Below are 24,415 nucleotides of genomic sequence, written 5' to 3'. Positions count from 1 at the left end.
TTAATGGATCTTTCAACCATATTAGGAATGGTGCTTGCAGTTACTAGTATTTCGGTAGGAGATATACTAGAGGGAGGCAATCCTTTGCATGTTGTGCATCTTTCTTCCTTTCTCATAGTTATGCCAACAGCTGCATTTTGCGCAATGACTTCTACGCATAAAAAAATTGTAAAAGCAGCCTACAAAGAACTCAAAGTTGTTTTTAAAGGTTCTGGAGTAAATTTACCCGAAAGGATAGCCCAGTTAATAGAATTTGCTATTATTGCAAGACGAGATGGTCTTTTAGCGTTAGAATCAAGAACCAGTGAGATTGAAAATGAATTTTTAAAAAATGCTATGATGATGCTTGTAGATGGTAAAAGCTTTGAAGAAATTCACGAAAGCATGGAAATACAAACCGAACAACTTGAAGAGCATTATAAAGAATGCGCAGAATATTGGATAGTATTTGGAGAAACTTGCCCTACCATGGGGCTTGTTGGAGCGGTTTTTGGTCTTATTCTAGCTCTTAAATTGCTAGACAATCCTCAAGCAATGGCAGCGGGTATTTCAGGTGCTTTCACAGCTACAGTTACGGGAATTTTTGGCGCTTATGCACTTTTTGCTCCTTGGGGGAAAAAATTAAAAGCTAATGGAATGGATCTTGTAAAAGAGCAAATTGTTATTACTGAAGCTATAAAAGGAATTGCAGAAGGTGCTAATCCTAGAGATTTAGAAGCTAAACTTTTTAACTTCTTAAGTCACGATGATCCAAGAATTTCACAATTTGACAAAGGTTAAAAATGGCTAAAAAACATAAATGCCCAGAATGTCCAGCAGGTGAAAAATGGGCTGTGCCTTATGCAGACTTTCTAAGTTTGCTTTTGGCACTTTTTATTGCTCTTTGGGCAATTTCTAAAACAAACCCTGCTAAAGTAGAGGCTTTAAAAACTGAATTTGTTAAAATCTTTGATTACACCTCTACTCAAACAGTCAAAGAAGAAGCTAAAACCCAAGAAAAATATAAAGGCGCAGCAAAAGAAGAAAGCGATGAACTCAAATCGTTAAAACAAATGACTATGACACAGCAAGAAACTATCAAACGTCTTCAAGCAGCTCTAGATCAAAGCGATAATCAGGTTGCTCTTAACCTTCCATCTAAAGTTGAATTTGAAAGAGGTAGTGCTCAAATCGTTTCAGCTGATATACAAGATTATTTAAAACGTATGGCTGAGCTAACAACATATTTGCCACCTCAAGCAAAAATAGAAATTAGAGGCTATACAGACAATAGCGACTCTATTATAAGAAGTTATGAACTCGCCTACCAAAGAGCGGAAAATGTATTAAAATATTTTATAGAAGGTGGAGCAAATTTGAAAAATATTAGCATTAAAAGCTACGGGCTTAATAATCCCATCAATGGAAATCCACAAACTCTAGAAAATAATAGAGTAGAAATATATTTTAAAGTCGATACAGCAGATACAAGTACTCAAAAATCGGTTCTTGAGCTTATTAACAAAATAGGAACTAAAGCACCTTAAAAGTTTTAGTTTCCTTTTTTTACTTGACCAGCTAAACGACTCTTATTATTTGTATTATAAACAAATCCTAGCACCTCAGCTACAGCTTTAAACATTTCCCTAGGAATAAGATCATTAACATCACAAGCTTTATAAAGCTCTCTTGCTAAAGGAGGATTTTCATAAACTACAACATTATTTTCATAGGCTACTTGTTTTATGCGAAGAGCGAGAAAATCCACTCCTTTGGCAACAACCCTAGGGGCTTGTTCTTTACCTGTATCATAACGAATAGCTACGGCATAATGCGTTGGGTTTGTGATCACCACATCCGCACCTGCAACATCTTGAACCATACGACGACGCGCAGCTTCCATTTGAAGTCTACGAATTCTACCTTTAACCTGAGGATCTCCTTCCATTTGTTTATACTCATCTTTTATTTCTTGTTTGCTCATACGCAAACCTTTAAAATACTGAAAACGCACCAAAAAAACATCTAAAACAGCAATAATTAAAAAAGCAACTATAACAATAGCTGCTAAAACAATAGCTCTGTCTCTTAGCCAAGTAAGCTGTGCAACCATAGTATAAAGCTCAACTCTTGGAAGCTCTTGCATAAATTTAAGTAAAACTATAAAAGCTATAGTAAAAACAATACCCACTTTTAAAATAATTTTTATACTTTCAACAATTTTTTTCAATGAAAAAAGGTTTTTTAAACCTTTTAGAGGATTGATTTTTCCTAAATTTGGCATAATAGGTTTAGTTGTAAAAATAAAACCAAATTGCATAATATTTCCCAAAACCCCAGCAATCATAATACTTAAAACAATAGGTGCAAGAATAATTAAAACCTCAAAAATGCTTTTAATCATAATGGCTTGAATAATACGCAAATCAAATTCAACACCAATAAAACTTTGATAGTATCTATATAAATTTACAATTCTCTCGCCCATAAAACTCATCATAAATAAAGTTATAGTTACTCCAATTATCAAAGTTACAATAGCTGCCGCATCTTGAGACTTTGGAACATTACCTTCTTTACGCGCATCTTCTATCTTTTTGGACGTGGGTTCTTCTGTTTTTTCTTGATCTTCGCCTGCCATATTTTAGCCTAAATAAAAATTTTAATATGTGTGTAAAATTATAGTAGAAAATTTATGAATTTCAATTAAAGAATAAAAATGAAGAAAAAGCCTCGTAAAGAGGCTTTATACTAAGAAATTAAAGTTTAGCTTCGTTTTTGCCAAGATATTCAGCCACGCCTTTAGGGTTAGCTTTCATACCTTCATCGCCCTTATTCCATCCTGCAGGACAAACTTCACCATGCTCATTTGTAAAAAGCATAGTATCAACCATTCTTAACATTTCATCTATATTTCTACCTAGTGGTAAATCATTAACCACAGCATGGCGAACTGTTCCATCAGCATCAAGCAAGAACGAACCACGAAGGGCAACTGCTTCTGCATAAAGTACATCAAAATTTCTAGCAATCTGCTTAGTTAAATCAGCAACAAGTGGGAATTTAACCTGACCAATACCACCTTGATTTACTGGAGTATTTTTCCAAGCAAAATGTGAAAATTCATTATCTCCTGAAATTCCAATTACTTCAATACCGCGGTTTTTAAATTCTTGATATCTTTTGTCAAAAGCTATAATTTCTGAAGGACAAACAAAAGTAAAATCTTTTGGATAAAAGAATACTACCGCTCCTTTTGGACCTATGTTTTTATAAAGATTAAAATCTTGAACAATTTCATTGTTTCCTAATACCGCTGGAGCAGTAAAATCTAAAGCTTTTTTAGTAACTATCATATTTTCTCCTAAATAATAAATTTTATTGATAACGAAATTATATCGTTTAAATCTTTATTTTTTTTTAAATATCTAAGATAATATTAAAAATTTAAAAAAGTTATAATTATTATCAAATAAGGTAAATTTTTGATTATCAAAATTTACTTTATTTAAGAATTTTATGCTAAAATCTTTTAAATCTTAATATTAAATAAGGAGAAAAAATGGCTGTAAAAATTACAGATATATGTATTGCTTGTGGTTCTTGTATTGATGAGTGTCCAGTGAATGCTATCGTTGATGATACTAACAATCCAGAAGGTGAAGATAGATATTATGTCTATGCAAACAAATGCGTTGAATGCGTAGGACATAATGATCAACCAGCTTGTGCTAGTGCTTGCCCAACAGATGGATGTATAGTTTGGAGTGCTGTAGAATCAGGACAACCAAGTCGTGATAATATTGGTGCTGATATGAGAAGTGGGGACACTCCAGTTTTTGCATAATTTTAAAAAATTAAAAAGCTAGAGATTCCTAGCTTTTTCTTTTAATTTAACTTTCTTTAAACAAATTCAAGTATAATTTTAAGCTTTATTAAAATAAGGAGTTATTACAAAGATGGAAAAAACTTTATCTATAATTAAACCTGATGCTGTTAAAAAAGGTGTTATAGGAAAAATTTTAGATCGTTTTGAAAGCAATGGATTAAGAATCGCTGCAATGAAAAAAGTTCAACTTAGTAAAGAACAAGCTGAAAATTTTTATGCTGTTCATAAAGAAAGACCTTTTTTTAAAGACTTGGTTGAATTTATGATTAGCGGTCCTGTTGTTGTTTCTATACTAGAAGGAGAAGGTGCTGTATTGAAAAATAGAGATTTAATGGGAGCAACAAATCCTAAAGAAGCTAAAGCAGGAACAATTAGGGCTGATTTTGCTGAGAGTATTGACGCTAATGCTGTTCATGGAAGCGATAGCTTAGAAAATGCAAAAATAGAAATTGAATTTTTCTTTAAACCAAATGAAATTTGCTAAATGAAAATCCCTTTTTCTAAGATTAATACAAAGGAATATCCTTTTAAACTTAATCTTGAAAATATGATTTTTGAGGGAAATTTAGTAAAAATAAATCCTAAGCTTGTTAAAATAAATGCTATTATGCAAGGTTTTATCTATAGACCTTGTGATAGTTGTGGAACTGAGTTAGAACTTGAAATTAAAGAAAATTTAGAACTTTTTGCAAGTGATGGTATTTTTAAAGATGAAGCAAACGAATTGAGCAATACTATAGAATTTTTCGATGGACATATTGATTTAATAGAAGTTGCTATTAGCGAGCTTGAAGTTTATTTGAGTGATTATTTTTATTGCATAAATTGCAATAATTAATTAAATTTTATAAAGGAGAAAAAATGGCAGTACCAAAGAGAAGAGTGAGCAAAACTCGTGCAGCTAAACGCAGAACTCACTATAAAGTTAGTCTTCCTATGCCTATAAAAGACAAAGATGGAAGCTACAAAATGCCTCACCGTGCGAATCCAACAACTAAGGAATATTAAAATCAATGATTAACATTGCCATTGATGCAATGGGTGGTGATTTTGGAGAAAAACCCATTATAGAAGGCGTTTTAAAGGCACTAGAAGCAAAACCTTTTAACGCTATCTTAGTGGGAAATTCTAAAATTCTAAAACCTTTAATACCAAAAAAATTAGAACAATATATACAATACGAAGAAGCTAGTGAAATTTTTTCGATGAATGAAAATGCCACAGATGCTTTAAAAAATAAAGAAACAACCATATACAAAGCTATTAATTTATTAAAAGAAAAAAAAGTAGATGCTGTAGTTTCAGCGGGTCATAGTGGAGCAAGTATGTCTTTGGCTACCTTAAGGCTTGGAAGACTTAAAGGTATTTCAAGACCTGCTATTGCCACTTTAATGCCAAATATCGTTAACAAAACTTTACTTTTGGATGTTGGAGCTAATACAGATTGTAAAGCTGAAAATTTATTTCAATTTGCCATAATGGGTGAAGTTTATGCTAGAGAAATCATGCAAATTCAAAAACCACGCCTTGCTTTACTTTCTAATGGTGAAGAAGAATGCAAAGGTAATGAACTTACCAAAGAAAGTCATCAGCTTATGAAAAAAATTCCAAATTTTATAGGTAATGCTGAAGGTAGAGATATTTTCAATGGTGAAATAGATGTTTTAGTCTGCGATGGTTTTGATGGAAATGTTATCTTAAAGGCTTGTGAAGGTGTGGCAACAGCTATTTTTCAACTTCTAAAAAACGAAGTAAAGCAATCTTTTATTTCTAAAATAGGTGCTTTACTTATGAAGCCATCTTTTAAAAAATTAAAAAAACACACAGATTGGCAAGAATATGGCGGAGCACCCCTTCTTGGAGTTAATGGCTGCGTGATCATAAGTCATGGAAAAAGCGATTCTAGAGCTATTAAAAATGCAATTTTTCAAGCTATAAATTTTAGCCAATCTCATATCAATAAATTTATAGAAAATGAACTTGGGAAATACAATGCTTAAAGCCAGTCTTAAAAGTATAGCTTCTTATATTCCAGAAAAAATTTTAAGCAATGCTGATCTTGAAAAAATGGTAGATACCACCGATGAATGGATCACTAGACGCACAGGTATTAAAGAAAGGCGCATTGCTAGTGAAAATGAAAATACTAGCGATTTGGGCACAAAAGCTGCATTAAAAGCCATAGAAAGAGCAAATTTAAAACCTGAAGATATTGATGCGATTCTTGTAGCTACTTTAAGTCCTGATTATTTTACTATGCCTTCAACGGCTTGTAAAATTGCTTCAAATTTAGGACTTGTAAATATTAGCGCTTTTGATATTTCAGCAGCTTGTTCTGGTTTTATCTATTTGCTTGAACAAGCTAAAGCCTTAGTAGAAAGTGGTTTGAAAAAAAATGTTTTAATCATAGGAGCTGAAAAAACAAGTTCAATTATGGATTACAATGACAGAAGTATTTGCATACTCTTTGGAGACGGTGCAGGTGCTGGAGTTGTAAGTTTGGATAATGAAAATCATATCCTTGATGTACATACTGCAAGCAATGGTAATTATGGAGATCTTTTAATGACTCAAAGATCGCAAAAATCAAGCCTATGTCAAACACTTTCTATGCAAATGAAAGGCAATGAAGTTTTTAAAATAGCAGTAAACACGCTTAGTAATGATGTTGTAGAAATTTTAGCTAAAAATAACATTTTAGCACAAGAAATTGATCTTTTTATTCCTCATCAAGCTAATCTACGCATCATTAAAGCCGTCCAAGAAAAACTCAATCTAAGCGATGAAAAATGTGTGATCACTGTACAAAAATATGGCAATACTTCAGCTGCTTCTATACCTATGGCAATGAATGATGCCTATGAAGAAGGTCGACTTAAAAAAGGAAATCTGATCTTACTAGATGCTTTTGGCGGTGGTTTTACTTGGGGATCTGCGCTTTTAAAATTTGGAGGAGAGAATTTTTAATTCTCTCTTAGCTTTCCAAAAGCTTGAATTTCTACCAAATAACCCTCTGCTAAAGCACTTCCTACACAAGCTCTAACAGGTTTAGGATAATTTTTAATCCAAGCATCATAAATTTCATTCATTGCATCAAAATCTTGCATATTAGCTAACCAGATTTGAATTTGAATCAAATCTCCTTTGTTTGCGCCTATTTTTTCAAACAAAGCATCAAGTTCTGCAAGCGCTTCTTTAGTTTGTTTTTTAATATCTCCGCTAGGTTCAAAAGCCACTTGTCCTGCAGTCTTAAAATATTTATCAAAAACAATAATTTGCGACATTCTATCGCACTCATCAAAACGCTTTATCATGCATATTTTCCTTGAAATTCTTTCATAAATTCACACAAGGTTTTTACCTGATCCAAATTAAGCGCATTATAAATACTTGCACGAATTCCTCCTAAAATTCTATGTCCTTTAAGTCCTATCATTCCAGCTTCTTCGGCTTCCTTTACAAAAAGAGGCTCTAAATCTTTATTTTTAGCAATATTAAAACTCACATTCATTAAAGATCTATCCTTTTTATCTGCATGTCCTTTATAAAATCCATTACTTAAATCAATACATTCATAAAGCATAGTAGCTTTTTGAGAATTTTTCTCATGCACTTTATCAAGCCCACCTTGATTTAAAAGCCAATCCATTTCAAGATTAAACATATAAATGGCAAAGGTTGGAGGCGTGTTAAACAAGGACTGATTCTCAGCATGAGTCAAATAATTTAACATACTAGGAATTTGTTTATTTTTAGATCTTTCTAACATATCTTTACGGATAAAAATACAACTTAAACCCGAAATTCCAGCATTTTTTTGCACTCCGCCATAAAAAAGAGCAATATTTGAAAAATCTACTTTTCTAGAAAAAAAATCACTCGATGCATCCACAATCAAAGGAGTTTTAGTTTTAGGATAATTTTGATATTGAGTGCCGTAAATAGTATTGTTAGAACAAATATAAGCATAATCAGCATTATCGCTAAATTCCACTCTAGGAATATGATCGAAATTACTTTCCTCACTACTTGCTACGGTTTTAACATTGACACCTAAAATTTGTGCTTCTTTAATCGCTTTTTTTGTCCAAACTCCTGTATTTGCATATTCACAAACCCCATTTAAAGCTAAATTCATAGGAATCATAGCAAATTGCAAACTTGCTCCACCTTGTAAAAATAATACTTCATAATCATCATTTAACTCGTAAAGTTTTTTAGCTTTCTCTTGTGCTCCAAAATGCACTTCTTCAAATACTTTTGTGCGGTGAGAAATTTCCATTATAGAATAACCCCTACCCTGATAATCACAGAGTTCTTTTTGAGCTTGCTCTAAAATTTCTAAAGGTAAAGTCGATGGCCCTGCACTGAAATTGATTTTTCTCATAATCTATCCTTATAAAATTTTTGCTTCTTTTTGAGAAGTTTGAGAACTTAAAATAACGATATCATCACTCTTAAGATCTTCTAAATTTGCTATTTTACCATTTTTTCTGATACAAATAAACTTTTTGCTTTTATTAAAAAAATTCTCATGTTGCAAATAAGCATTTTGCAATTTATCTAATTTTAATTCATTATAACGCATTTGATTTGCCAATAGATGATTTAATTGCTTTTCTATATTATGGCTTTGTTTTATTTTTTCATCTATTATTTTTGGCAAAGAATTAAATTTGAAAAATTTGCTTAAATTTAAAAGCAAATTTTCATAATTTTGTATTTTATAATTCCAAAGTTGCATTAATTTTTCTTCCATTAAATCCAAACTTTGCTCTATATCCAACTTAGAATAAAACAAAGTATCTATAGCAGCTGAAGGCGTTGGAGCTCTAAAATCTGCAACAAAATCACTAATAACATAATCAATCTCATGTCCTATGGCTGAAATAATAGGAGTTTTTGCTTTAAAAATCTCTCTTGCTAAATTTTCATCATTAAAACAAAAAAGATCTTCCCTGCTTCCTCCACCACGTGCTATAATAAGAACATCTAAATCCATATCATCGGCTTTTTTTAAAGCTTGTATAAGAGAAAAAGGAGCATTATTTCCTTGAGTTAAAGCATCAAAAATATAAATTTTTGCCAAAAAATATTCTTTTTGATGAATAAGTTTTAACATATCTTGCAAAGCAGCAGAAGTTTTTGAAGTTATAATACCTACTTTTTTAGGAAATTTTGGCAAAGATTTTTTAAAGCGTGGATCAAAAAGTCCTTCTTTTTGCAAACGCTCTTTTAAAGCCAAAAACTGTGCTTCCAAATCCCCAAAACCTGCTTTTTTCATACTAGTAGCGATAAATTGATAACGACCGCTTTCAGGATATAAACTCACACTTCCACAAAGCTCTAAAAAATCCCCCACCGCTGGTTTAAACCCGACTTTTAAATTAGCTCCTTTAAACATAGCACAAGCAATGCTTGATCTTTCATCTTTTAAATCAAAATACCAATGCCCTGAACCATGCAAAGTAATTTTTGAAATTTCTCCACTTAAAACTATATCATCAAAATGTGTTTCTAATAAAGCCTTTGCTTTAAGATTTAATTCTGTTGGTGTCATAGTTTTTTTGCTATAAACATTGAACTCACGCCAAAGCTAAAACTTTTATAATCAAGCATTTCAAAACCAGCATTTTTAAGTTCTAAGATGAATTCTTTCTTACTTAAAAATCCTTCAATAGAGTTTGGCAAATACTCATAAGCACTTTTATTTTTACTGATTATCCCACCTATACTTGGTAAAATATTTTTAAGATAAAAATCTCTACAAGCTGCTATAAATCCACCCTTTTCTCTTTTTGTAAATTCCAAAACTACCAAAATACCATCTTTTTGAAGTACTCTAGCAAATTCGCTTAAGGCTTTTTGTCTTTCTACAACATTGCGAATGCCATAACTAATACTTAAAATATCTAAACTTTGACTTTCTAAAGGTAAATTTTGCGCCCCTGCTTTTATAAATTCGACATTTGGAAATTTTTCTTTTGCAACATTTAGCATGCCACTACTTGGATCAATACCTTTAATATTTAAAATATTTTTTTCCATTTTTAAAGCACTCTCTTGCCAAATCTCTATCATATCCCCTGTGCCACAGGCAATATCAGCGATTTTTAAATCTTTTTTTAAATACAAACTCATCACTCTTTGACAAGCTTTTTTGCGCCACGCTACATCAGCTCCAAAGCTTAAAATTCTATTCGCCTTATCATAAGTAGGTGCAATTTGATTAAACATTTCTATAATTTTTTCTTGTTTTTGCATTTTTATCCTTTGTAAATTTTCAAATTTTTACTTGATTTTTTAAGCAATTTGCAAAATTTATTTTTATTATTGATTATTTTGGAAAAAATATTTTTATCCCTATCTTTGGAATATTTTTCATAAAGTTTGTTTAAATTTTTTATCTCTAAAAAATGATAAAAATATTCTAAAAATATTGCCAATTCAAAAAAACTATTTTCAAAAAGCTCTAAATCAAAATTTTTTAGTATATTTTTTCTAAATAAAATAATTTTTTTTCTAAGTTCTAACGCAACAAGTTGTTTAAAAAACCTATCTTTGCAATCGCCTTCATAAAAAGAATTTTCCTTTATGAAAAAATCAAAATCATTAAACAAATCTTGGATTTTTTCATCGCTTAAAAATAGCAATAAATCTTGATTTGAATTTTCACTTGCTAAAATATCTTGAGTTTTTTTCGTTATATCTTTAAACTTTAAAGCCAAAATATTACTCAAATTTTTATCTAAAATAGTATTCATACTTGATAAAACTATATACAAGCTTCTTGAATAAAATAAAAATTCGCATAAACTTTGCTTATCTTTTCTCTCTAAAGATAAAGTCCAATAAAATTTTAATTTTTTAAATAAATAAAATAAAAAAATTCTAAATCCATCATAAGCATTAATATAATTTGGAAAATCCAAGCTAAAATTCTGATTTTTTTCTATAATTTTAAAACATTTCTCTATATCAAAATTTTGATATTCAAAACCATATAAAACGATATGTTTAGAATTTAAATCATGATGTAATTCTTTTTGAATTTTAAAATCTTTAGGAATTTTAAATTCATTGGAACTATCCAAAGTTGGAAAAAATATTTTTAAAATACAAATTTTAGGCTCTTCATAAATATCAATATAACTTTTTAAAGAGCAAAATTTAAATTCGAAGCGTTCTTTTTTAATGCTCTTTCCTATAATCTTTTTTCGAGCTTTTTCAAATTTTTTTTTAGAAATTTTCTCTTCTTGATTCTGTTCTAAAATTGAATTATTAAATTTTGTAATTTTATAAAATTCATTGCAAAAACTTTGAAATTTAACACTATGATTTGAAGTTATTTGAGTATAAAAAGTTTCAAATTTAGAATTTCGAAAAGGTATATTATCTTTTTTTAAATTCTCTAAAAGAGTGCAATCAGATAGTAAAAAGTTTTTTTGAATTTCATAAACCATTAAAATAACCCTTAAAATATATGGGTTATTTTAACCTTATTTTGCTTAATGACACTTTTTGCAATTATCAACATAAGCACAAACAGACAGATGATTGACGAGATTGCCTATCTTTTTTTCTAAATGCTCTTGATATTCATAAAGCTTAGCATCTTTAAAACTTAAATCCTCTATACCACCACATTTGGTGCAAACAACATGAATATGTTCTTCTTCATAGATATCGTAACAAGTTTTTTGATTTAAAACATTGATTTCAACAACTAAACCTTGTTCTTGTAAAGTATTAAGATTTTTATAAACCGTCGCTAAAGAGATTGAAGGGTATTCTTTTTTAATTTCTGTATATAATTCATCAATATTAGGATGCTCATGTCTTTTTAAAATTTTTAAAACACATAGTCTTTGCGGAGTAGCTTTTAACTCATGTTTTTTAAGCATTTGTAGTAATTCCATTTTATTTATTCCTTGCTTTTTTAAGTAAAAATAATAATAAAATTTTTATTAAAAGAAGTTTATATTAAATAATATTTTTTATTATTTAATGATAAAATTTTAAAACTTTCGTCAACAAACTATTGACATCTTTTTCTAGATTTTTTTCCACCTCACTTGTTTTTCCATGTTCAATAAATTTGTCTTCATATTCAAAGCTAACAACTTTTACATGCAAATCATATTTTTGTAAAAAATTATTAATTAAACTTTCTATACCGCCAATTTTAACATTTTCACTAAAAATAAACCAAATTTTACTTTTTTTAGCAAGCTCACACAAAAGCTCTTCATCTAAAGGTTTAGCAAAAATTAAATCAATCAAATTAGCATTATTATTCATTTCTTGCAAGGCTCTTAAGACTTGCCACGCTTTTGCCACACCTTGTCCATAACCTAAAAAAGCAATTTCACTATTATTTTTTACAAGCCATTGTGCCTTACCAAGTTTTATCTCACAAGGATTAAATTCTTTATCCAAAATAAAACTCCCTCTAGGATAACGCAAAGCAATAGGTCCTTGATGTAAATAAGCATACTCCATTATATTTTGCATCATTTGTTCATCTCTTGGGGCTAAAAGAGTGAAATTTGGCAAAGGAGCTAAAAAACTAAGATCAAAAACACCTTGATGCGTCTCCCCATCTTCGCCTACTATCCCTGCCCTATCCATAGCAAAAACCACATTTAAATTCATAATCGCACAATCATGGATCACTTGATCATAAGCACGCTGTAAAAAGGTGCTATATATTGCAATAAAAGGTTTAAATCCTTCTTTTGCCATAGCGGCCATAGAAGTTACTGCATGCTGTTCTGCAATAGCCACATCCCAAAAACGATTTGGATATTTTTCTATAAGCTTATCAAGACCTGTTCCACTTGGCATAGCCGCCGTAACCCCAACAATATTTTCATATTTTGAGGCTAAATCAAGCAAATTCTTAGAAAAAATTTCAGTAGCAGATTTTTTAGTATCACTTTTTTTAACACTCTCTCCACTATCTATATCAAAGGCTCCCACCCCGTGCCATTTAGCATGTTTTCCTTCAGCTAAAGCATAGCCTTTACCCTTTATGGTTTGAGCATGTATCACACAAGGCTTTTGCATAGCTTTTGCTTGTTTTAATGCAGAAATAATTTCACCTAAATTATGTCCATCAATAGGCCCTATATATTCAAGCCCTAATTCTTCAAACAAAAGCCCAGGGGTAATAAGTTTAAAACTCTCTTCAAAACGCTTGGCCATATAAGTAGCACTATCAGGCAATATATCCAACATTTTAGCAATACGCTTTTTAAAACTTTGATAAAACTGCGTTGCCATAGCCTGAGAAAGATACTTTGAAATTGCTCCAATTGGTTTTGAAATACTCATTTCATTATCATTTAAAAGTATTACGCAAGGAAATTTAGAATCACCCAATTCATTTAAAGCCTCATAGGCCATACCCGCACTTAAAGCACCATCTCCAATCAAAGCAACAGGAATACGCTTTTCACCCTTTAAAGCAATAGCCTTACAAGCACCTACTGCCAAAGAAATAGAGGTACTAGAATGCCCTGCTACAAAATAATCTCCCTCGCTAGGTTTTGTATAACCACTTAAACCATTGATTTGTCTTAAAGTATCAAATATTTCTTCTTTTCCGCTTAAAAGCTTGTGTGTATAAGACTGATGCGACACATCAAAAATAAAAGGATCTTTTTTTGCATCAAAAACCAAATGCATTGCTATACTAAGTTCTACAGCACCCAAATTTGAACTTAAATGCCCACCATTTTTACTCACAACTTGTATGATTTTTTCACGCATAGATGCTGCTAAATTTTCTAATTCTTTTAAACTTAGCTTTTCTAACTCTTCTTGAGTATGGGCAAATTTTTTACTCATTATTCACCATTTTTTTAATTTTAGTTAGACGAGAGTTAAGATTGGATTCTATATTGCCTGCGTCACTTATAATAACAACACTTCCTTTGCTAATTGCATCATCAAGACTTATTTTAATATGAGCATTCTGATCAAATTGCTCTTTTAAATACTCATAATCCTCTGCATTAACCTTAAGCTCAATTGCACTAGCACCCTTAAGCTCACCGATTAAATCTTTAGCCAAAGCATAAGCTATCTTACTTGAATTTAGTTCAAGTTCTTTTAAGATTACTTCTTTAGCGATATCTATAGCAGTATCTGCTAATTCTTTCTCATTTTTTTCTATGAAATTTTCAAGATTTTCGCAAGCATTATCAAGTTTGGCTATACTTTTTAAATACTTATCTTTAAAATCACTCAATTCCTTTTGAAATTCTTCTTTTGCTTTCTCATAACCCTCTTTGGTAAATTTTTCTTTAGCATTTTCAAGTTCTGAATTTAAGCGGTTATTAAATTCATTCTCTTGGCTTTCTATTTGCATTTGAAGTTTAATAATATTGCTTGACATTTCATCTGTTTTTTTAAGTAAATCTTCAACAAAGCTTGGTTGAAATGTTGGAATTTGAGTTTCCATAACAGCTTGTGTAGAGGCAATGACTTGATTTTCTTCGACTGGTTTTTCGTCATTTAAAGATATATTAGTATTTTCTTCATCTGGAGTTTGAGTATGTTTTTTTTCACCTGTATGATTATCAAATTCTGAAATAACTTTAAAACGATATCCTTCAACAACATGCTGATCAGAAGCCCCACCAGAAATTACATTGCTACGATTAACCATCTCTCACCTACTCTATCATTTCATCCGCATCGCCTGTTTGAACAAGACCTTGTTCTGCAAGTTTTTGCACCACTTCAACAACCTTTCTTTGTGCATCTTCAACATCTTTAACACGCACAGCACCCAAAAAACCCATTTCTTCAAGAAAAGCTTCGCTTGCACGCGTAGACATATTGGCTAAGAATTTTTGCTTTAACTCTTCACTTGCACCTTTTAAACCTATCATTAAATCACGCTTATCGGCTACTTTTAAAATTTCTCTTATAGCCTGAGTGCTAAGTTTTTGTATATCATCGAAAGTAAACATAAGCTCTTTAATAGTCTCTGCTAAGCGTTCATCACTTTGTTCAATATAAGTAATGGTTGATTTGCTTGCTTTTTGACCCAAACGATTAAGCACTTCTGCTACTGCTCTTGGGCCGCCCACTTCAACCTTATAAGAGGTAAGACTTTCAAGCTTGCTTTCTAGCACTGCAGAAACTCTTTTAATAATACTTGGAGAAATATCACCAAGATTTGCCATTCTTATAACCACCTCAGCCCTTAATTCATCGCTAAAATACTCTAAAGTTTCTGCCGCATGAATAGAATCCATGTGTGCCAAAATAAGAGCGATGGTTTGTGGGTGCTCTTTGGTAATAAAGTCTGCAAGTTGCTGTGGTTTAATTTGCGCCAAATAAGCAAAATTTTGATTATTCTCCATACTTTTAGTGAGTTTTTCAAGAATTTTATTTGCAATCTCTGGTCCAAAAGTACGAAAAAGTATTTCTTTAGCATATTCCAAACCACCACTTTTAATATATTGATTTGATTGAAGCAGAGTGTAAAATTCTTCTAAAACTGCAGTAGCTACAGATCTATCAACATTTTTAGCCATAGCAATATAACGTGAAATTTCTGTGATTACATCAATTTCCATATGTGAAAACACAGAAGTGGTTGCATCTTCGCCAAGTTGTATAAGAAATATCGCTACCTTCTCAGGCATCGATAAATCATCATAGACCATTTTTTGTTCTTCACTTAGCTTTATCATCACATATCCTTTTCGCCAAATTCGCTATCATTTTGAATTAAGTTTTGCAAAAGTGCTGCAATTTCCTCACCTTTATCACTTACCAAACCACGCAATTTTTCAAGCAAAACCTCATACTGGATAGAATCTTCATTGAAGTTATCCCCAAAACCAAGTTGTTCTTCAACTTTTTTCCTTGCTGCATTAAATTTCTCTAAAGCATCTTCAGCATCATCTAAAACAGCATTTGGACCTTGCTGCATTTCCTCTTGTGCTGCGACATCTTCAAGCATTTTTTGAGTAAATGGAGCAATAACTTTTTTGTAAAAAATAAAAAGTAAAATCGCTGCAATAAAGTATTTAACCGGCGGAATAAATGGCTCAACAAAACGATTGTAAAAAGTTTTAACTTTACTCTCAACTCTAATCGACTCACGATGAAATGGTAAATTTTGCACCACAACACTATCACCTCTAGTAGCGCTAAAATTAATAGTATTTTTAACTATACTCTCAACACTTGCAAGCTCTTCTTTAGTCAATGGGACATATTCGCTTTTCACATCCCCATTTTCATCAACCACATCTTGATATTTTCCATCTATAGTAACAGCTGCTGAAGTGCGTAAAACTGTTGCAAATTGTTTTTTGGTATTTGTGATAGTTTTAGAAAGTTCATTATTTGTAGTAACTTGATTTTTTTTATAAGTGTCAATTTGACCCTTATTGTCAAGTCCTTCAACAGGACCTATATTAGAAACAGCACCTGGAACACCCTGAATTTCTGGATCTTTTCTACCTGTTCTTTCCTCGTTTAAAGTTTGCTCACTACGTACTATAGGATTTGGATCATAAATTTCACTTTGAGATTCTTGCTTGGAAAAATCAAAATCTATATTTACACTCACTTTTACTTTATCCATGCCACCTGCAAAAGGAGCTAAATTTTCTATAATCTTATCTTCTAAAGCTTTTTCTTGATCACTTTTAAATTTAATTTGCGCACGAACCAAGTCATCTTCATATGCTTCTTGCTCATCTAAAGGCACACCACTTTGATCACTAATCTTAACATTTTCTTTAGTAAGTTTTGGAACTGCCGCTGAAACAATATTTTTTATACCATCAATTTGTTTTCTAGTAAGCTTTAAGCCTTCGCGAACATTAACAACAACTGAAGCTGTAGGCGGAATTTGCCTTTCAGTAAAAACACTATCTTTAGGAAATGCTATGTGTACAACAGCGCTACGAATAGGTTCTAAAGTCTCAATAGTTCTTGCAAGTTCGCCTTCTATGGCTCTTTGGTATTTTACCTTTTGCTCTTCATTTGTAGCTCCAAAAGCTTGAGTATCAAAAGCTTCAAAACCCACGCGACTATCTTTTATAAGACCTTCGCTTGCAATAAACATTCTTTGACGATAAACCTGATCTTGTGGAACTAAAATTTTATTTTCACTTTCTAATTTATAGGGAATATTATTTTGTTCAAGTTTAGCTACAATTGCAGCAGAAGAACTTGGGCTTACATTTTCAACTAAAACTGCATATCCATTATTTGCATTACTACCACTTCCACGAAATAAAGCTAAAAAAACCAAAAACCCAACCACAACTATAATAGATGCAGCAATCACTATACGCTGCTTGCGAGTTAAATTTTGATAAAGTTGCCCAATTTGATGAAGCATATTTTTAAAATCCATTAATTCTCATCCCTTAGTTTAGCGAATTTTACATATTTTTATTTGATTTATCTATCTTAAAATCTTATCAAATTCTGTAAAAAATTTTTCATTTTCATAAGATGTTCCTATAGTAATGCGTATAGCATTTAAACCATAGCTTTTTAAATTTCTTATTATTATACCCTTTTTAAGCAATTTTTCAGACAAATCTGTACTATTTTTTTCATCAAAAAAATAAGTGATGAAATTTGTATAACTATCGATAATTTTGATATTATGTTTTTTAGCAAATTCTTTATAAAGCTCCATTTGAGAAAAATTATTCTCTAAAGTTTTTTCAGTAAATTCATCATCATCCATTGCTGCAACTGCTGCTTTTAAAGCAAGATTGCTCACATTAAAAGGAGCACGAAGCTTGTAAAATGCACTAATAATATTAGCATTAGCTATGCCATAACCAATGCGTAAGCCTCCTAATCCATAAAGTTTAGAAAAAGTTCCCAAATAAAGCACATTGTCAAATTCTTTAATCAATTCACAAGGTTCTAAATGTTTTTTGCTATCTTTAAAACTTGCAAATTCATTATAAGCTGCATCAATCACAACTAAACAATCCTCATTTACACCTTTAATAAACTCGGTCGCCTCACTTGCATCCAAACACTCGCCTAAAGGATTGTTTGGTAAGCATAAAAAAATAAGTTTAATTTCATCTTTGTGCGTTTCATAAAGTTTTTTAAACTCATCTAAATTATGAGTAATACTTTGAGTTTTATAACACTTTGCACCACATTGTTTGGCATAAATTTCATACATAGCAAAAGTAACTCCAGCTTGCAAAAAAGCATTTTTAGAATTTAACTTAGAATGTATAGCAAATTCAATCACTTGATCACTGCCTGCACCGATAATGATATTTTCATTTTGAACTTTGTATTTTTGAGCCAATGTGCTTTTAAGTTCTATCATACTATCATCAGGGTAAAGATGGGCTTTGTTTGCATTTTGTCTTAAACATTCTATAGCTTTTGGTGGCGTGCCAAAAGGATTTTCATTGCTTGCTAATTTTATCACTTCTTTAACGCCATATTCTTTAGCAATAACTTCTATATCTTTGCCGGGTTCATAATTGCTTAAATTATTTAAAAATTCATTAAATTTCATCTTTTTCTCCTGATAAATAAGATCCAAGCCAAACAATCTCTTGTATATCTTTTAAGGCTTTTTTTACATTTTCATCATCAATATGCCCTTCAAAATCTATATAAAAACTGTGTAAAAATTCTTTTGATTTTACAGGGCGAGATTCAAGCTTAGTAAGATTGATATTTTCTTTTTTAAACTGCTCTAATAAAAAGCTAAGTCCTCCAGGTTTATGTGCTGTGTGTGCTAAAATAGAAGTTTTACAATTTGGCATTTTAGGATTTTTAATATCGCTTAAAATTAAAAATCTTGTTTTATTGGCTGCATTATCTTCTATTTTATCAAAAAGTACAGGCACATTATAAAGCTTAGCCGCTATTCTAGAACAAATTGCTGCCGCATATTTATCTTGCGAAGCTAGGTAAGCTGCATTAGCTGTAGATTTTGAAGGAACAAATTCTATAGCACTAAGTTCATGACTTTCTAAAAATTTACGACATTGATTATAACCTTGCGGATGCGAATAAATGCGTTTGATTTCTTTTAAATTTTCATTAATTCCTACAAAAGAATGATGAATATCCATATAAATTTCGCCAAAAATTTTAAGCTCATTATACTTACCTAGACAATCTAAAGTAATGCCCACTGCACCTTCGGTATTATTTTCTATAGGTACAACACCATATTTTGCTTCTTTGTTGCTTAACTCTTTAAAAACATCTTCGATATTAGCCAAGGCTATATAACGACTCATCGCACCAAAACGACTTCTTGCTGCTTGATGTGTATAAGTTCCTTCAGGCCCTAAATAAGCTATAGTTTGAGGCATTTCTAAATTTCTTGAAACTGCAAAAATTTCTTGATAAATTGCCTCTATGGCATTTTGATCTAAAAGTCCTAAATTTGCATTTTTTAAACGATTGATAATGGCTCTTTCACGCTCAGGACGATAAATACTTCCCCCACTACTTTGCTTAAGCTCACCTATACTTTTAACATAAGTCATTCTTTCATTTAAAAGATCTAAAATTTTATCATCAACCGCATCGATTTTATTTCTAAATTCTTCTAAATTTGGCATTTTAGATCCTTTAAAAACTCAAAAACACTAGGATAAACTCCATCAAGCAAATCCGTATCAAGCCCTTTTGTGTCGCTTATCTTGCCGCTTAAAACTAGCAAGGTTTTCATGCCAAGTTCTTTTGCCTTAAGCAAGTCACCCCTAAAATCATCACTAATGATTTTAATATCTTCAAAATCGATTTTTGAATTTTGTCTTCTTATTAAATTTAAAGCTTCTTTATAAAAAGCAATGCTAGGCTTACCCACAACCTCGTATTCAAAATCAATAGCATTTTTAAGCATAGCCATAATGCTACCTACACCAGGATAAGGCCTACCATCTTTTTTATAAATACTAGTTTCGTGCATAGCTATAAATCTAACTTCTCTTCTAGCCAATTCTATCATAGTGGCAAAATCTTTAAATTTAAAATCATCATAACTAGCCACAAGCACAGCACTAGGATTTACAAAATCGAGCTCAAAACCAAGATTTTCAAGACTTTTTACAAACTCATCTGCACCAAAAGCCGCAACTTTACAAGGTCTTAAAAGGTGTTTTAAAACGCTGAAAGGATCAATATAAGCATTTTCTTTTATAACCAATCCTTTTTGCTGTAATTTTTCTAAAAAATCAAGTTTTTTTGTATTGTTAGTGATGATAAGATAAGGAAGATTTTTTGCATTTAAAAAATCGATCAGTTCTTTAGCACCATGGATTAAAGATTTATCATGATCAGAAATTAAAGTCCCTTGAACATCTAAAAAAAACATTTTAAGCCTTTAAAAATTTCTCTTCTAAAGCGATTTGATCTTCAAAATTTTCTCTTTGACGGATCAATCTTACCTGTCCTTCTTCAAGGGCTAATTCGCAAACTTTATTACGAGTATTGTAATTACTACTCATGCTAAAACCATAAGCTCCAGTATTTTTAATAACCATTATATCATCACTTTGAGTGCTAGGCAAAGACCTTGCTTTAGCAAAAAAGTCCCCACTCTCACAAATTCCACCTACAACATCACATAAACTCTCTTCGCCTTGATTATAAGGTAAGATTATTTCATGATAAGCCTCGTATAAACTTGGGCGTATAAGATCATTCATCGCTCCATCTACTACAACAAAACGCTTGGTTTTATTTTGTTTTTCATAAAGCACTGAACAAACAAATTCTCCACTTTTAGCAACTAGATACCTTCCAGGCTCCATTCCTATAGTTAAATCAAGCCCATGAAGTTGTGCTAATATACCTTGTGCATAATCATAAAGATCAGGTTCGCACTCATTTTTTTCATAAGCCACACCCAAACCACCGCCTATATCAAAAAATTTAAGATCGATTTGCAAGGCTTTTAACTCTCTTACAAGTTTTGCAACAATGGCTGCTGCTTCATGAATGGGAGAAATATCTAAAAGTTGCGAACCTATATGAAAATGCACTCCAACAGGCTCTAAAAAAGATGAATTTTTTGCATAAAGATACATTTTTCTTGCTATATCAATTTCAACACCAAATTTATTTTCATTTAATCCTGTAGAAATATAAGGATGAGTTTTTGCATCAACATTTGGATTAACACGAATACTGATTCTTGCCTTTAGATTAAGTTCCTTAGCCACACTTTCTAAAAGCATCATTTCAGCTTCGCTTTCAAGGTTAATATATAAAATATCATATTCTAAAGCTTGTCTTAACTCTTCTTTGGTTTTTCCTACTCCACTAAAAATAATCTTATAAGCTTTTGCTCCTGCTTTTAAGGCACGCTTTACCTCGCCTATACTTACACAATCAAATCCACTATCTAAATTTGCAAGCATTTGCAACAAACTTAAATTTGAATTGGCTTTTACAGCGTAAAAAATTTGAGATTTTCTTGCCTTAAAAGCCTCTTTGAGATTTAAAAAACGCTCTTTTATGAAATCAAAATTGTAAATATAAAAAGGAGTATTAAATTCTTGCTTTAATTGTTTATAATCCATATTTAACCTTTAATTTTTATAATTTTACTACACAAAGCTTAATTTATCGATGCTTATAATACATATAAGCACTTAAACAACCCAAAATTATAATAGGCACTACAATGCCAATTTCACTTGCAATCACACTATTTTCGCTTAATCTAGTAAGCAAAAACAAGACTCCCCAAATCATCAAAGTCACTACAAAAGCTATAAAAGTTACAAAAGCAAGATTAAAAAATCTTGCTATTACAGGAAAAAAATAATACATAATAAGCATTAAAAATGGTGCAAAAAAAGGAGTAAAAACAAATTTATAAAGATTGATTTTAAGAGTATCTGTATTGACATTTTGCGCCTTAAAAAGCTCAAAACTTTCAAGTGCGTCAGATATTGAATAATCACTATTACTAGCAACCCCTTCTATAATCTTTGGTTTAAAACCCTCAAGTGATTTAAGCTCGGAGAAATCTTGTATCTTTAAACCATCATTAGCAAGTTCATAATTTTTAGGTAATAATGTAATATTACCATCTCGCAAAATCCAGCTTTCACCTTCAAAATGGGCATTTTTAGCACTTACAAAAGAGCTTAAATTTAAATCATTAATATTAAAAATTTTTATATTTTGAGCACTATTTTGTCCATTGTTTATCTTTGAAATATAAACAAAATTATTGTTAAATTTCAAAAACACTTCTCCACTTTGATTCATAATAGTGCCATTTTTCAAAATATTTCTCTTATAATCATTTGCATAAGCAAAAGAAGTAAAATTCAATCCTATATAAATACAACAAAAAAATAAAGCCCATAAAAAAGGAAATAAAATAACATAATTTCTACTCAGTCCTAACGCATAAAGACTTACAAATTCATTTGCTCTGATCATAGAAATCAAAGAAACTACCAAAGCAAAAATCAAAGAAATGGGTAATACATAAGGCACTGCCGAAAAAGATAAAAACATAACATAAAGCAAATCAAGATTTGCGGCTTTTGGTAGATCTTTAAAATTTAAGAGCAAATCAATACCGCAATAAAAACCAAGTAAAGAAAAAAATATAATAAAAAAATTTTTTAAATAAATCCCTGAAATAAAACGAAAAAATATCCACATCTTAAGCCTTTAGGCTGTATTTGGATGATATAGCAGACAAATCATCATTTTCAATAAGCTCAAGCAAAGCTTTTTTTGCATGCTCTAAAACTTTGCTTAAAGTTATTTCTTCTTCGGATTTAAATTTACCTAAAACATGGGAAATCACATTTTCACCCTTTCCCACTCCTATACGCACTCTTTCATAGTCATTTCCACATAAAGTATCTATGCTTTTAAGCCCATTATGTCCACCACTTGAACCGCCTTTTTTAAAGCGCAAGGCTCCTAAATTTATATCTATATCATCATGGATAACTATCATTCTTTCGCATTTATAAAAATCATTCACTGCTTTTACGCTAAGTCCTGAATTATTCATATAAGTACTAGGTTTAAGAAGAAGTAAAGAAGAACCTATTTTAAAAAGCTCTCCTTTAAATTTAGAGTTTGTAAGATTTGTAAAATTGCTTTCTTTTAAAAGTAAGTCAATTAGCATAAAACCGACATTATGACGGGTATTTTCATACTCTACGCCTATATTGCCAAGCCCTACGACTAAAATCATCTAGCTTTTTCTACACCTACAACCGCTACTCTATCAGCATCAATCATAGTTACTCCCGCAGGAACTACAATATCACGAACAAGTAAAGCATCACCCACATCAAGTTTACTTACATCAAGTTCGAAGAAATTTGGTAAATTTTCAGCTGCACATTTTACTTTTAATCTTCTTTTTGATTGAATTAAAACACCTTTATTTTTAAGACCTATAGCTGTTCCTGTGATTTTAACTGGAACCATGTATTTAGAAATCACACCTTTTTGCGCAACTTTTAAATCCACATGTTTAAGTTCTGCAGTTACAGGATCTTTTTGATAATCCACAACTACAACGCTTAAAGTTTGAGAACCTACTTTTACATCAAAAATTAAAGTAGTTTTTTTACGAACTTCCTTAATAAACTCATTTACTTTAAAAGCGGCATTGATGTTTTCTAATCCTTTTCCATAGATGTTTGCAATTAGATAACCATCTCTTTTTAAAGCTTTAGCAGCTTTTCTACCGATACTCTCTCTAACGATACCTTCTAACATCTTTTATCCTTTCTTAAAAAATGAGCTTTGATTATATCTAATTTTGGCTTATGGAAAAGTAAATTTATAGCTTCTTTTAATTTCTTTAAGATATAATTTGTTTTACAAATATTATGTTAATTTAAGGCTTCATGTGAATGAAAAATTCAATATCAATATAGCTTGGTTTTTAACAATCTTAGGCGGGATTATAGAATGTTTTTGGGTCAGTGGACTTAAGTATTCTACAGAAATTTGGCACTATATTTTAACAGCCATTGGGGTTTGTATTTCTTTTACTTGCTTTTTAAAAGCTTGTGAAAGACTTGAAGTAAGTATTACTTATAGTGTTTTTGTAGGCATTGGCACTATTGGGGTGGTTTTAAATGAAATGTTTATTTTTAACGAGGCTGTTTCTATAATTAAACTTGTGCTTATAGTGATTTTACTTTTAAGCATTATAGCCCTTAAATGGATAAGCAAGGAAGCTTAAATATGGAATGGTTTTATTTGTTTTTAGCTACTGCTTGTGAAATTTTTGGCGTGGTGATCATGAAAGAACTTGTAAGCACTAAAAATAAGCTTTACCTTTTGGCTTTGATAGTGTGTTTTGGATTTTCTTTTACTTTTTTAAGTTTAAGTATGCAAAATATCGCTATGAGTGTTGCTTATGCCATATGGACAGGAGCTGGAACTGCTGGTGGGGTAATGATAGGAGTACTTTTTTATAAAGAAAGTAAAAGTTTTTTAAAACTTTTTTTAATCACTGTGATTATTGCTTGTACAGTAGGTTTAAAATTTCTTTCTTAAGGATTTTTT

At 30.9% G+C, this 24,415-nt stretch carries 29 protein-coding genes; 10 read left to right on the top strand and 19 right to left on the bottom strand.

Translation table 11 applies throughout. The features are described from left to right. Nucleotides 1–3: 3 nt before the first annotated feature. Together motA and motB are read left to right on the top strand one after the other, a co-directional pair. Nucleotides 4–780 (top strand): flagellar motor stator protein MotA, encoded by a 777-nt coding sequence (gene motA / locus FBE96_RS01640; RefSeq protein WP_002858693.1) that lies wholly within the window; start codon nt 4–6, stop codon nt 778–780. A gap of 2 nt (nt 781–782) precedes the next feature. Continuing rightward, nucleotides 783–1,526 (top strand): flagellar motor protein MotB, encoded by a 744-nt coding sequence (gene motB / locus FBE96_RS01635; protein WP_002868168.1) that lies wholly within the window; start codon nt 783–785, stop codon nt 1,524–1,526. 5 nt (nt 1,527–1,531) lie between these two features. On the opposite strand, the gene flhB is transcribed toward motB, so the two are convergent. Both flhB and FBE96_RS01625 read right to left on the bottom strand, forming a co-directional pair. Further along, on the bottom strand, nt 1,532–2,620 hold the full coding sequence (gene flhB / locus FBE96_RS01630; RefSeq protein ID WP_002858726.1) for a flagellar biosynthesis protein FlhB: 1,089 nt from the start codon (nt 2,618–2,620) through the stop codon (nt 1,532–1,534). Nucleotides 2,621–2,738: 118 nt separating this feature from the next. Next, on the bottom strand, nt 2,739–3,335 hold the full coding sequence (locus FBE96_RS01625; RefSeq protein ID WP_002854219.1) for a peroxiredoxin: 597 nt from the start codon (nt 3,333–3,335) through the stop codon (nt 2,739–2,741). 206 nt (nt 3,336–3,541) lie between these two features. Here FBE96_RS01625 and FBE96_RS01620 point away from each other — a divergent pair, with 206 nt between their 5' ends. The 6 genes from FBE96_RS01620 (at nt 3,542) to FBE96_RS01595 (ending at nt 6,835) form a co-directional block, all read left to right on the top strand. Next, complete coding sequence (locus tag FBE96_RS01620; protein ID WP_002858671.1) at nt 3,542–3,826, top strand: 4Fe-4S dicluster domain-containing protein; 285 nt, start codon at nt 3,542–3,544, stop codon at nt 3,824–3,826. Between the two features lie 112 nt (nt 3,827–3,938). Next, nucleotides 3,939–4,352: a nucleoside-diphosphate kinase gene (ndk, locus tag FBE96_RS01615; RefSeq protein ID WP_002858685.1), complete on the top strand. Its 414-nt coding sequence runs from the start codon at nt 3,939–3,941 to the stop codon at nt 4,350–4,352. Continuing rightward, a complete protein-coding gene (locus FBE96_RS01610) occupies nt 4,353–4,706 on the top strand; it encodes a hypothetical protein (protein WP_002859434.1) in 354 nt (117 codons plus the stop codon). A gap of 23 nt (nt 4,707–4,729) precedes the next feature. Next, on the top strand, nt 4,730–4,876 hold the full coding sequence (rpmF, locus tag FBE96_RS01605) for a 50S ribosomal protein L32 (RefSeq protein WP_002858674.1): 147 nt from the start codon (nt 4,730–4,732) through the stop codon (nt 4,874–4,876). Between the two features lie 5 nt (nt 4,877–4,881). Beyond that, the gene (gene plsX / locus FBE96_RS01600; protein ID WP_002872047.1) at nt 4,882–5,868 is read left to right on the top strand and encodes a phosphate acyltransferase PlsX; all 987 of its coding nucleotides are present in this window, start codon (nt 4,882–4,884) and stop codon (nt 5,866–5,868) included. Then, on the top strand, nt 5,861–6,835 hold the full coding sequence (locus FBE96_RS01595) for a beta-ketoacyl-ACP synthase III (RefSeq protein ID WP_002858639.1): 975 nt from the start codon (nt 5,861–5,863) through the stop codon (nt 6,833–6,835). Before plsX ends, FBE96_RS01595 begins: the two co-directional genes overlap by 8 nt. On the opposite strand, the gene FBE96_RS01590 is transcribed toward FBE96_RS01595, so the two are convergent. From FBE96_RS01590 to FBE96_RS01510, 17 genes are all read right to left on the bottom strand, one after another. Then, entirely contained in the window at nt 6,832–7,182 is a 351-nt protein-coding gene (locus FBE96_RS01590) for a RidA family protein (protein ID WP_002854323.1), read from the bottom strand. The genes FBE96_RS01595 and FBE96_RS01590 overlap by 4 nt on opposite strands. After that, complete coding sequence (serC, locus tag FBE96_RS01585) at nt 7,179–8,255, bottom strand: phosphoserine transaminase (RefSeq protein ID WP_002858670.1); 1,077 nt, start codon at nt 8,253–8,255, stop codon at nt 7,179–7,181. The genes FBE96_RS01590 and serC overlap by 4 nt, the downstream gene beginning before the upstream one ends. Nucleotides 8,256–8,264: 9 nt before the next feature. Then, nucleotides 8,265–9,428 carry an exodeoxyribonuclease VII large subunit gene (gene xseA / locus FBE96_RS01580; RefSeq protein WP_002851089.1) on the bottom strand — a complete coding sequence of 388 codons (1,164 nt, stop codon included), beginning with the start codon at nt 9,426–9,428 and terminating at the stop codon, nt 8,265–8,267. Then, nucleotides 9,425–10,132 carry a bifunctional demethylmenaquinone methyltransferase/2-methoxy-6-polyprenyl-1,4-benzoquinol methylase UbiE gene (gene ubiE, locus FBE96_RS01575; protein WP_002858648.1) on the bottom strand — a complete coding sequence of 236 codons (708 nt, stop codon included), beginning with the start codon at nt 10,130–10,132 and terminating at the stop codon, nt 9,425–9,427. The genes xseA and ubiE overlap by 4 nt, the downstream gene beginning before the upstream one ends. A gap of 2 nt (nt 10,133–10,134) precedes the next feature. Next, the gene (locus FBE96_RS01570) at nt 10,135–11,331 is read right to left on the bottom strand and encodes a hypothetical protein (RefSeq protein WP_002872046.1); all 1,197 of its coding nucleotides are present in this window, start codon (nt 11,329–11,331) and stop codon (nt 10,135–10,137) included. 45 nt (nt 11,332–11,376) lie between these two features. Continuing rightward, nucleotides 11,377–11,787: a peroxide-responsive transcriptional repressor PerR gene (gene perR, locus FBE96_RS01565; protein WP_002872045.1), complete on the bottom strand. Its 411-nt coding sequence runs from the start codon at nt 11,785–11,787 to the stop codon at nt 11,377–11,379. A gap of 85 nt (nt 11,788–11,872) precedes the next feature. After that, complete coding sequence (gene dxs, locus FBE96_RS01560) at nt 11,873–13,720, bottom strand: 1-deoxy-D-xylulose-5-phosphate synthase (protein ID WP_002858717.1); 1,848 nt, start codon at nt 13,718–13,720, stop codon at nt 11,873–11,875. After that, nucleotides 13,713–14,543: a flagellar assembly protein FliH gene (gene fliH, locus FBE96_RS01555; RefSeq protein WP_002858748.1), complete on the bottom strand. Its 831-nt coding sequence runs from the start codon at nt 14,541–14,543 to the stop codon at nt 13,713–13,715. The genes dxs and fliH overlap by 8 nt, the downstream gene beginning before the upstream one ends. Before the next feature lie 7 nt (nt 14,544–14,550). Continuing rightward, nucleotides 14,551–15,579 (bottom strand): flagellar motor switch protein FliG, encoded by a 1,029-nt coding sequence (gene fliG, locus FBE96_RS01550; RefSeq protein WP_002854670.1) that lies wholly within the window; start codon nt 15,577–15,579, stop codon nt 14,551–14,553. Further along, a complete protein-coding gene (fliF, locus tag FBE96_RS01545; protein WP_002859425.1) occupies nt 15,579–17,261 on the bottom strand; it encodes a flagellar basal-body MS-ring/collar protein FliF in 1,683 nt (560 codons plus the stop codon). The genes fliG and fliF overlap by 1 nt, the downstream gene beginning before the upstream one ends. 51 nt (nt 17,262–17,312) lie before the next feature. After that, nucleotides 17,313–18,407: a histidinol-phosphate transaminase gene (hisC, locus tag FBE96_RS01540; RefSeq protein ID WP_002858650.1), complete on the bottom strand. Its 1,095-nt coding sequence runs from the start codon at nt 18,405–18,407 to the stop codon at nt 17,313–17,315. After that, nucleotides 18,397–19,470, bottom strand: coding sequence for a prephenate dehydratase (gene pheA, locus FBE96_RS01535; protein WP_002858741.1), 1,074 nt, complete (start codon nt 19,468–19,470; stop codon nt 18,397–18,399). Before pheA ends, hisC begins: the two co-directional genes overlap by 11 nt. Then, nucleotides 19,458–20,225 (bottom strand): HAD-IIA family hydrolase, encoded by a 768-nt coding sequence (locus FBE96_RS01530; RefSeq protein WP_002858702.1) that lies wholly within the window; start codon nt 20,223–20,225, stop codon nt 19,458–19,460. Before FBE96_RS01530 ends, pheA begins: the two co-directional genes overlap by 13 nt. Nucleotide 20,226: 1 nt before the next feature. Then, a complete protein-coding gene (gene lysA, locus FBE96_RS01525) occupies nt 20,227–21,435 on the bottom strand; it encodes a diaminopimelate decarboxylase (RefSeq protein ID WP_002858733.1) in 1,209 nt (402 codons plus the stop codon). Between the two features lie 43 nt (nt 21,436–21,478). Then, on the bottom strand, nt 21,479–22,537 hold the full coding sequence (locus FBE96_RS01520; RefSeq protein WP_002875401.1) for an LptF/LptG family permease: 1,059 nt from the start codon (nt 22,535–22,537) through the stop codon (nt 21,479–21,481). Between the two features lies 1 nt (nt 22,538). Continuing rightward, a complete protein-coding gene (gene pth, locus FBE96_RS01515) occupies nt 22,539–23,084 on the bottom strand; it encodes an aminoacyl-tRNA hydrolase (protein WP_002858659.1) in 546 nt (181 codons plus the stop codon). Beyond that, complete coding sequence (locus tag FBE96_RS01510; protein ID WP_002791314.1) at nt 23,081–23,617, bottom strand: 50S ribosomal protein L25/general stress protein Ctc; 537 nt, start codon at nt 23,615–23,617, stop codon at nt 23,081–23,083. The genes pth and FBE96_RS01510 overlap by 4 nt, the downstream gene beginning before the upstream one ends. Before the next feature lie 133 nt (nt 23,618–23,750). On the opposite strand from FBE96_RS01510, the gene FBE96_RS01505 reads away from it, so the two are divergent. Both FBE96_RS01505 and FBE96_RS01500 read left to right on the top strand, forming a co-directional pair. Then, nucleotides 23,751–24,089: a multidrug efflux SMR transporter gene (locus FBE96_RS01505; RefSeq protein WP_002906395.1), complete on the top strand. Its 339-nt coding sequence runs from the start codon at nt 23,751–23,753 to the stop codon at nt 24,087–24,089. 2 nt (nt 24,090–24,091) lie between these two features. Then, nucleotides 24,092–24,406: a multidrug efflux SMR transporter gene (locus FBE96_RS01500; RefSeq protein WP_002857436.1), complete on the top strand. Its 315-nt coding sequence runs from the start codon at nt 24,092–24,094 to the stop codon at nt 24,404–24,406. Nucleotides 24,407–24,415 lie beyond the last annotated feature (9 nt).

The sequence above is a fragment of the Campylobacter sp. CFSAN093241 genome (assembly GCF_012889595.1).
Lineage (GTDB): Bacteria > Campylobacterota > Campylobacteria > Campylobacterales > Campylobacteraceae > Campylobacter_D > Campylobacter_D jejuni.
Note: the sequence above shows the minus strand (reverse complement) of the source record. Positions and strands in the feature narration are given on the sequence as shown.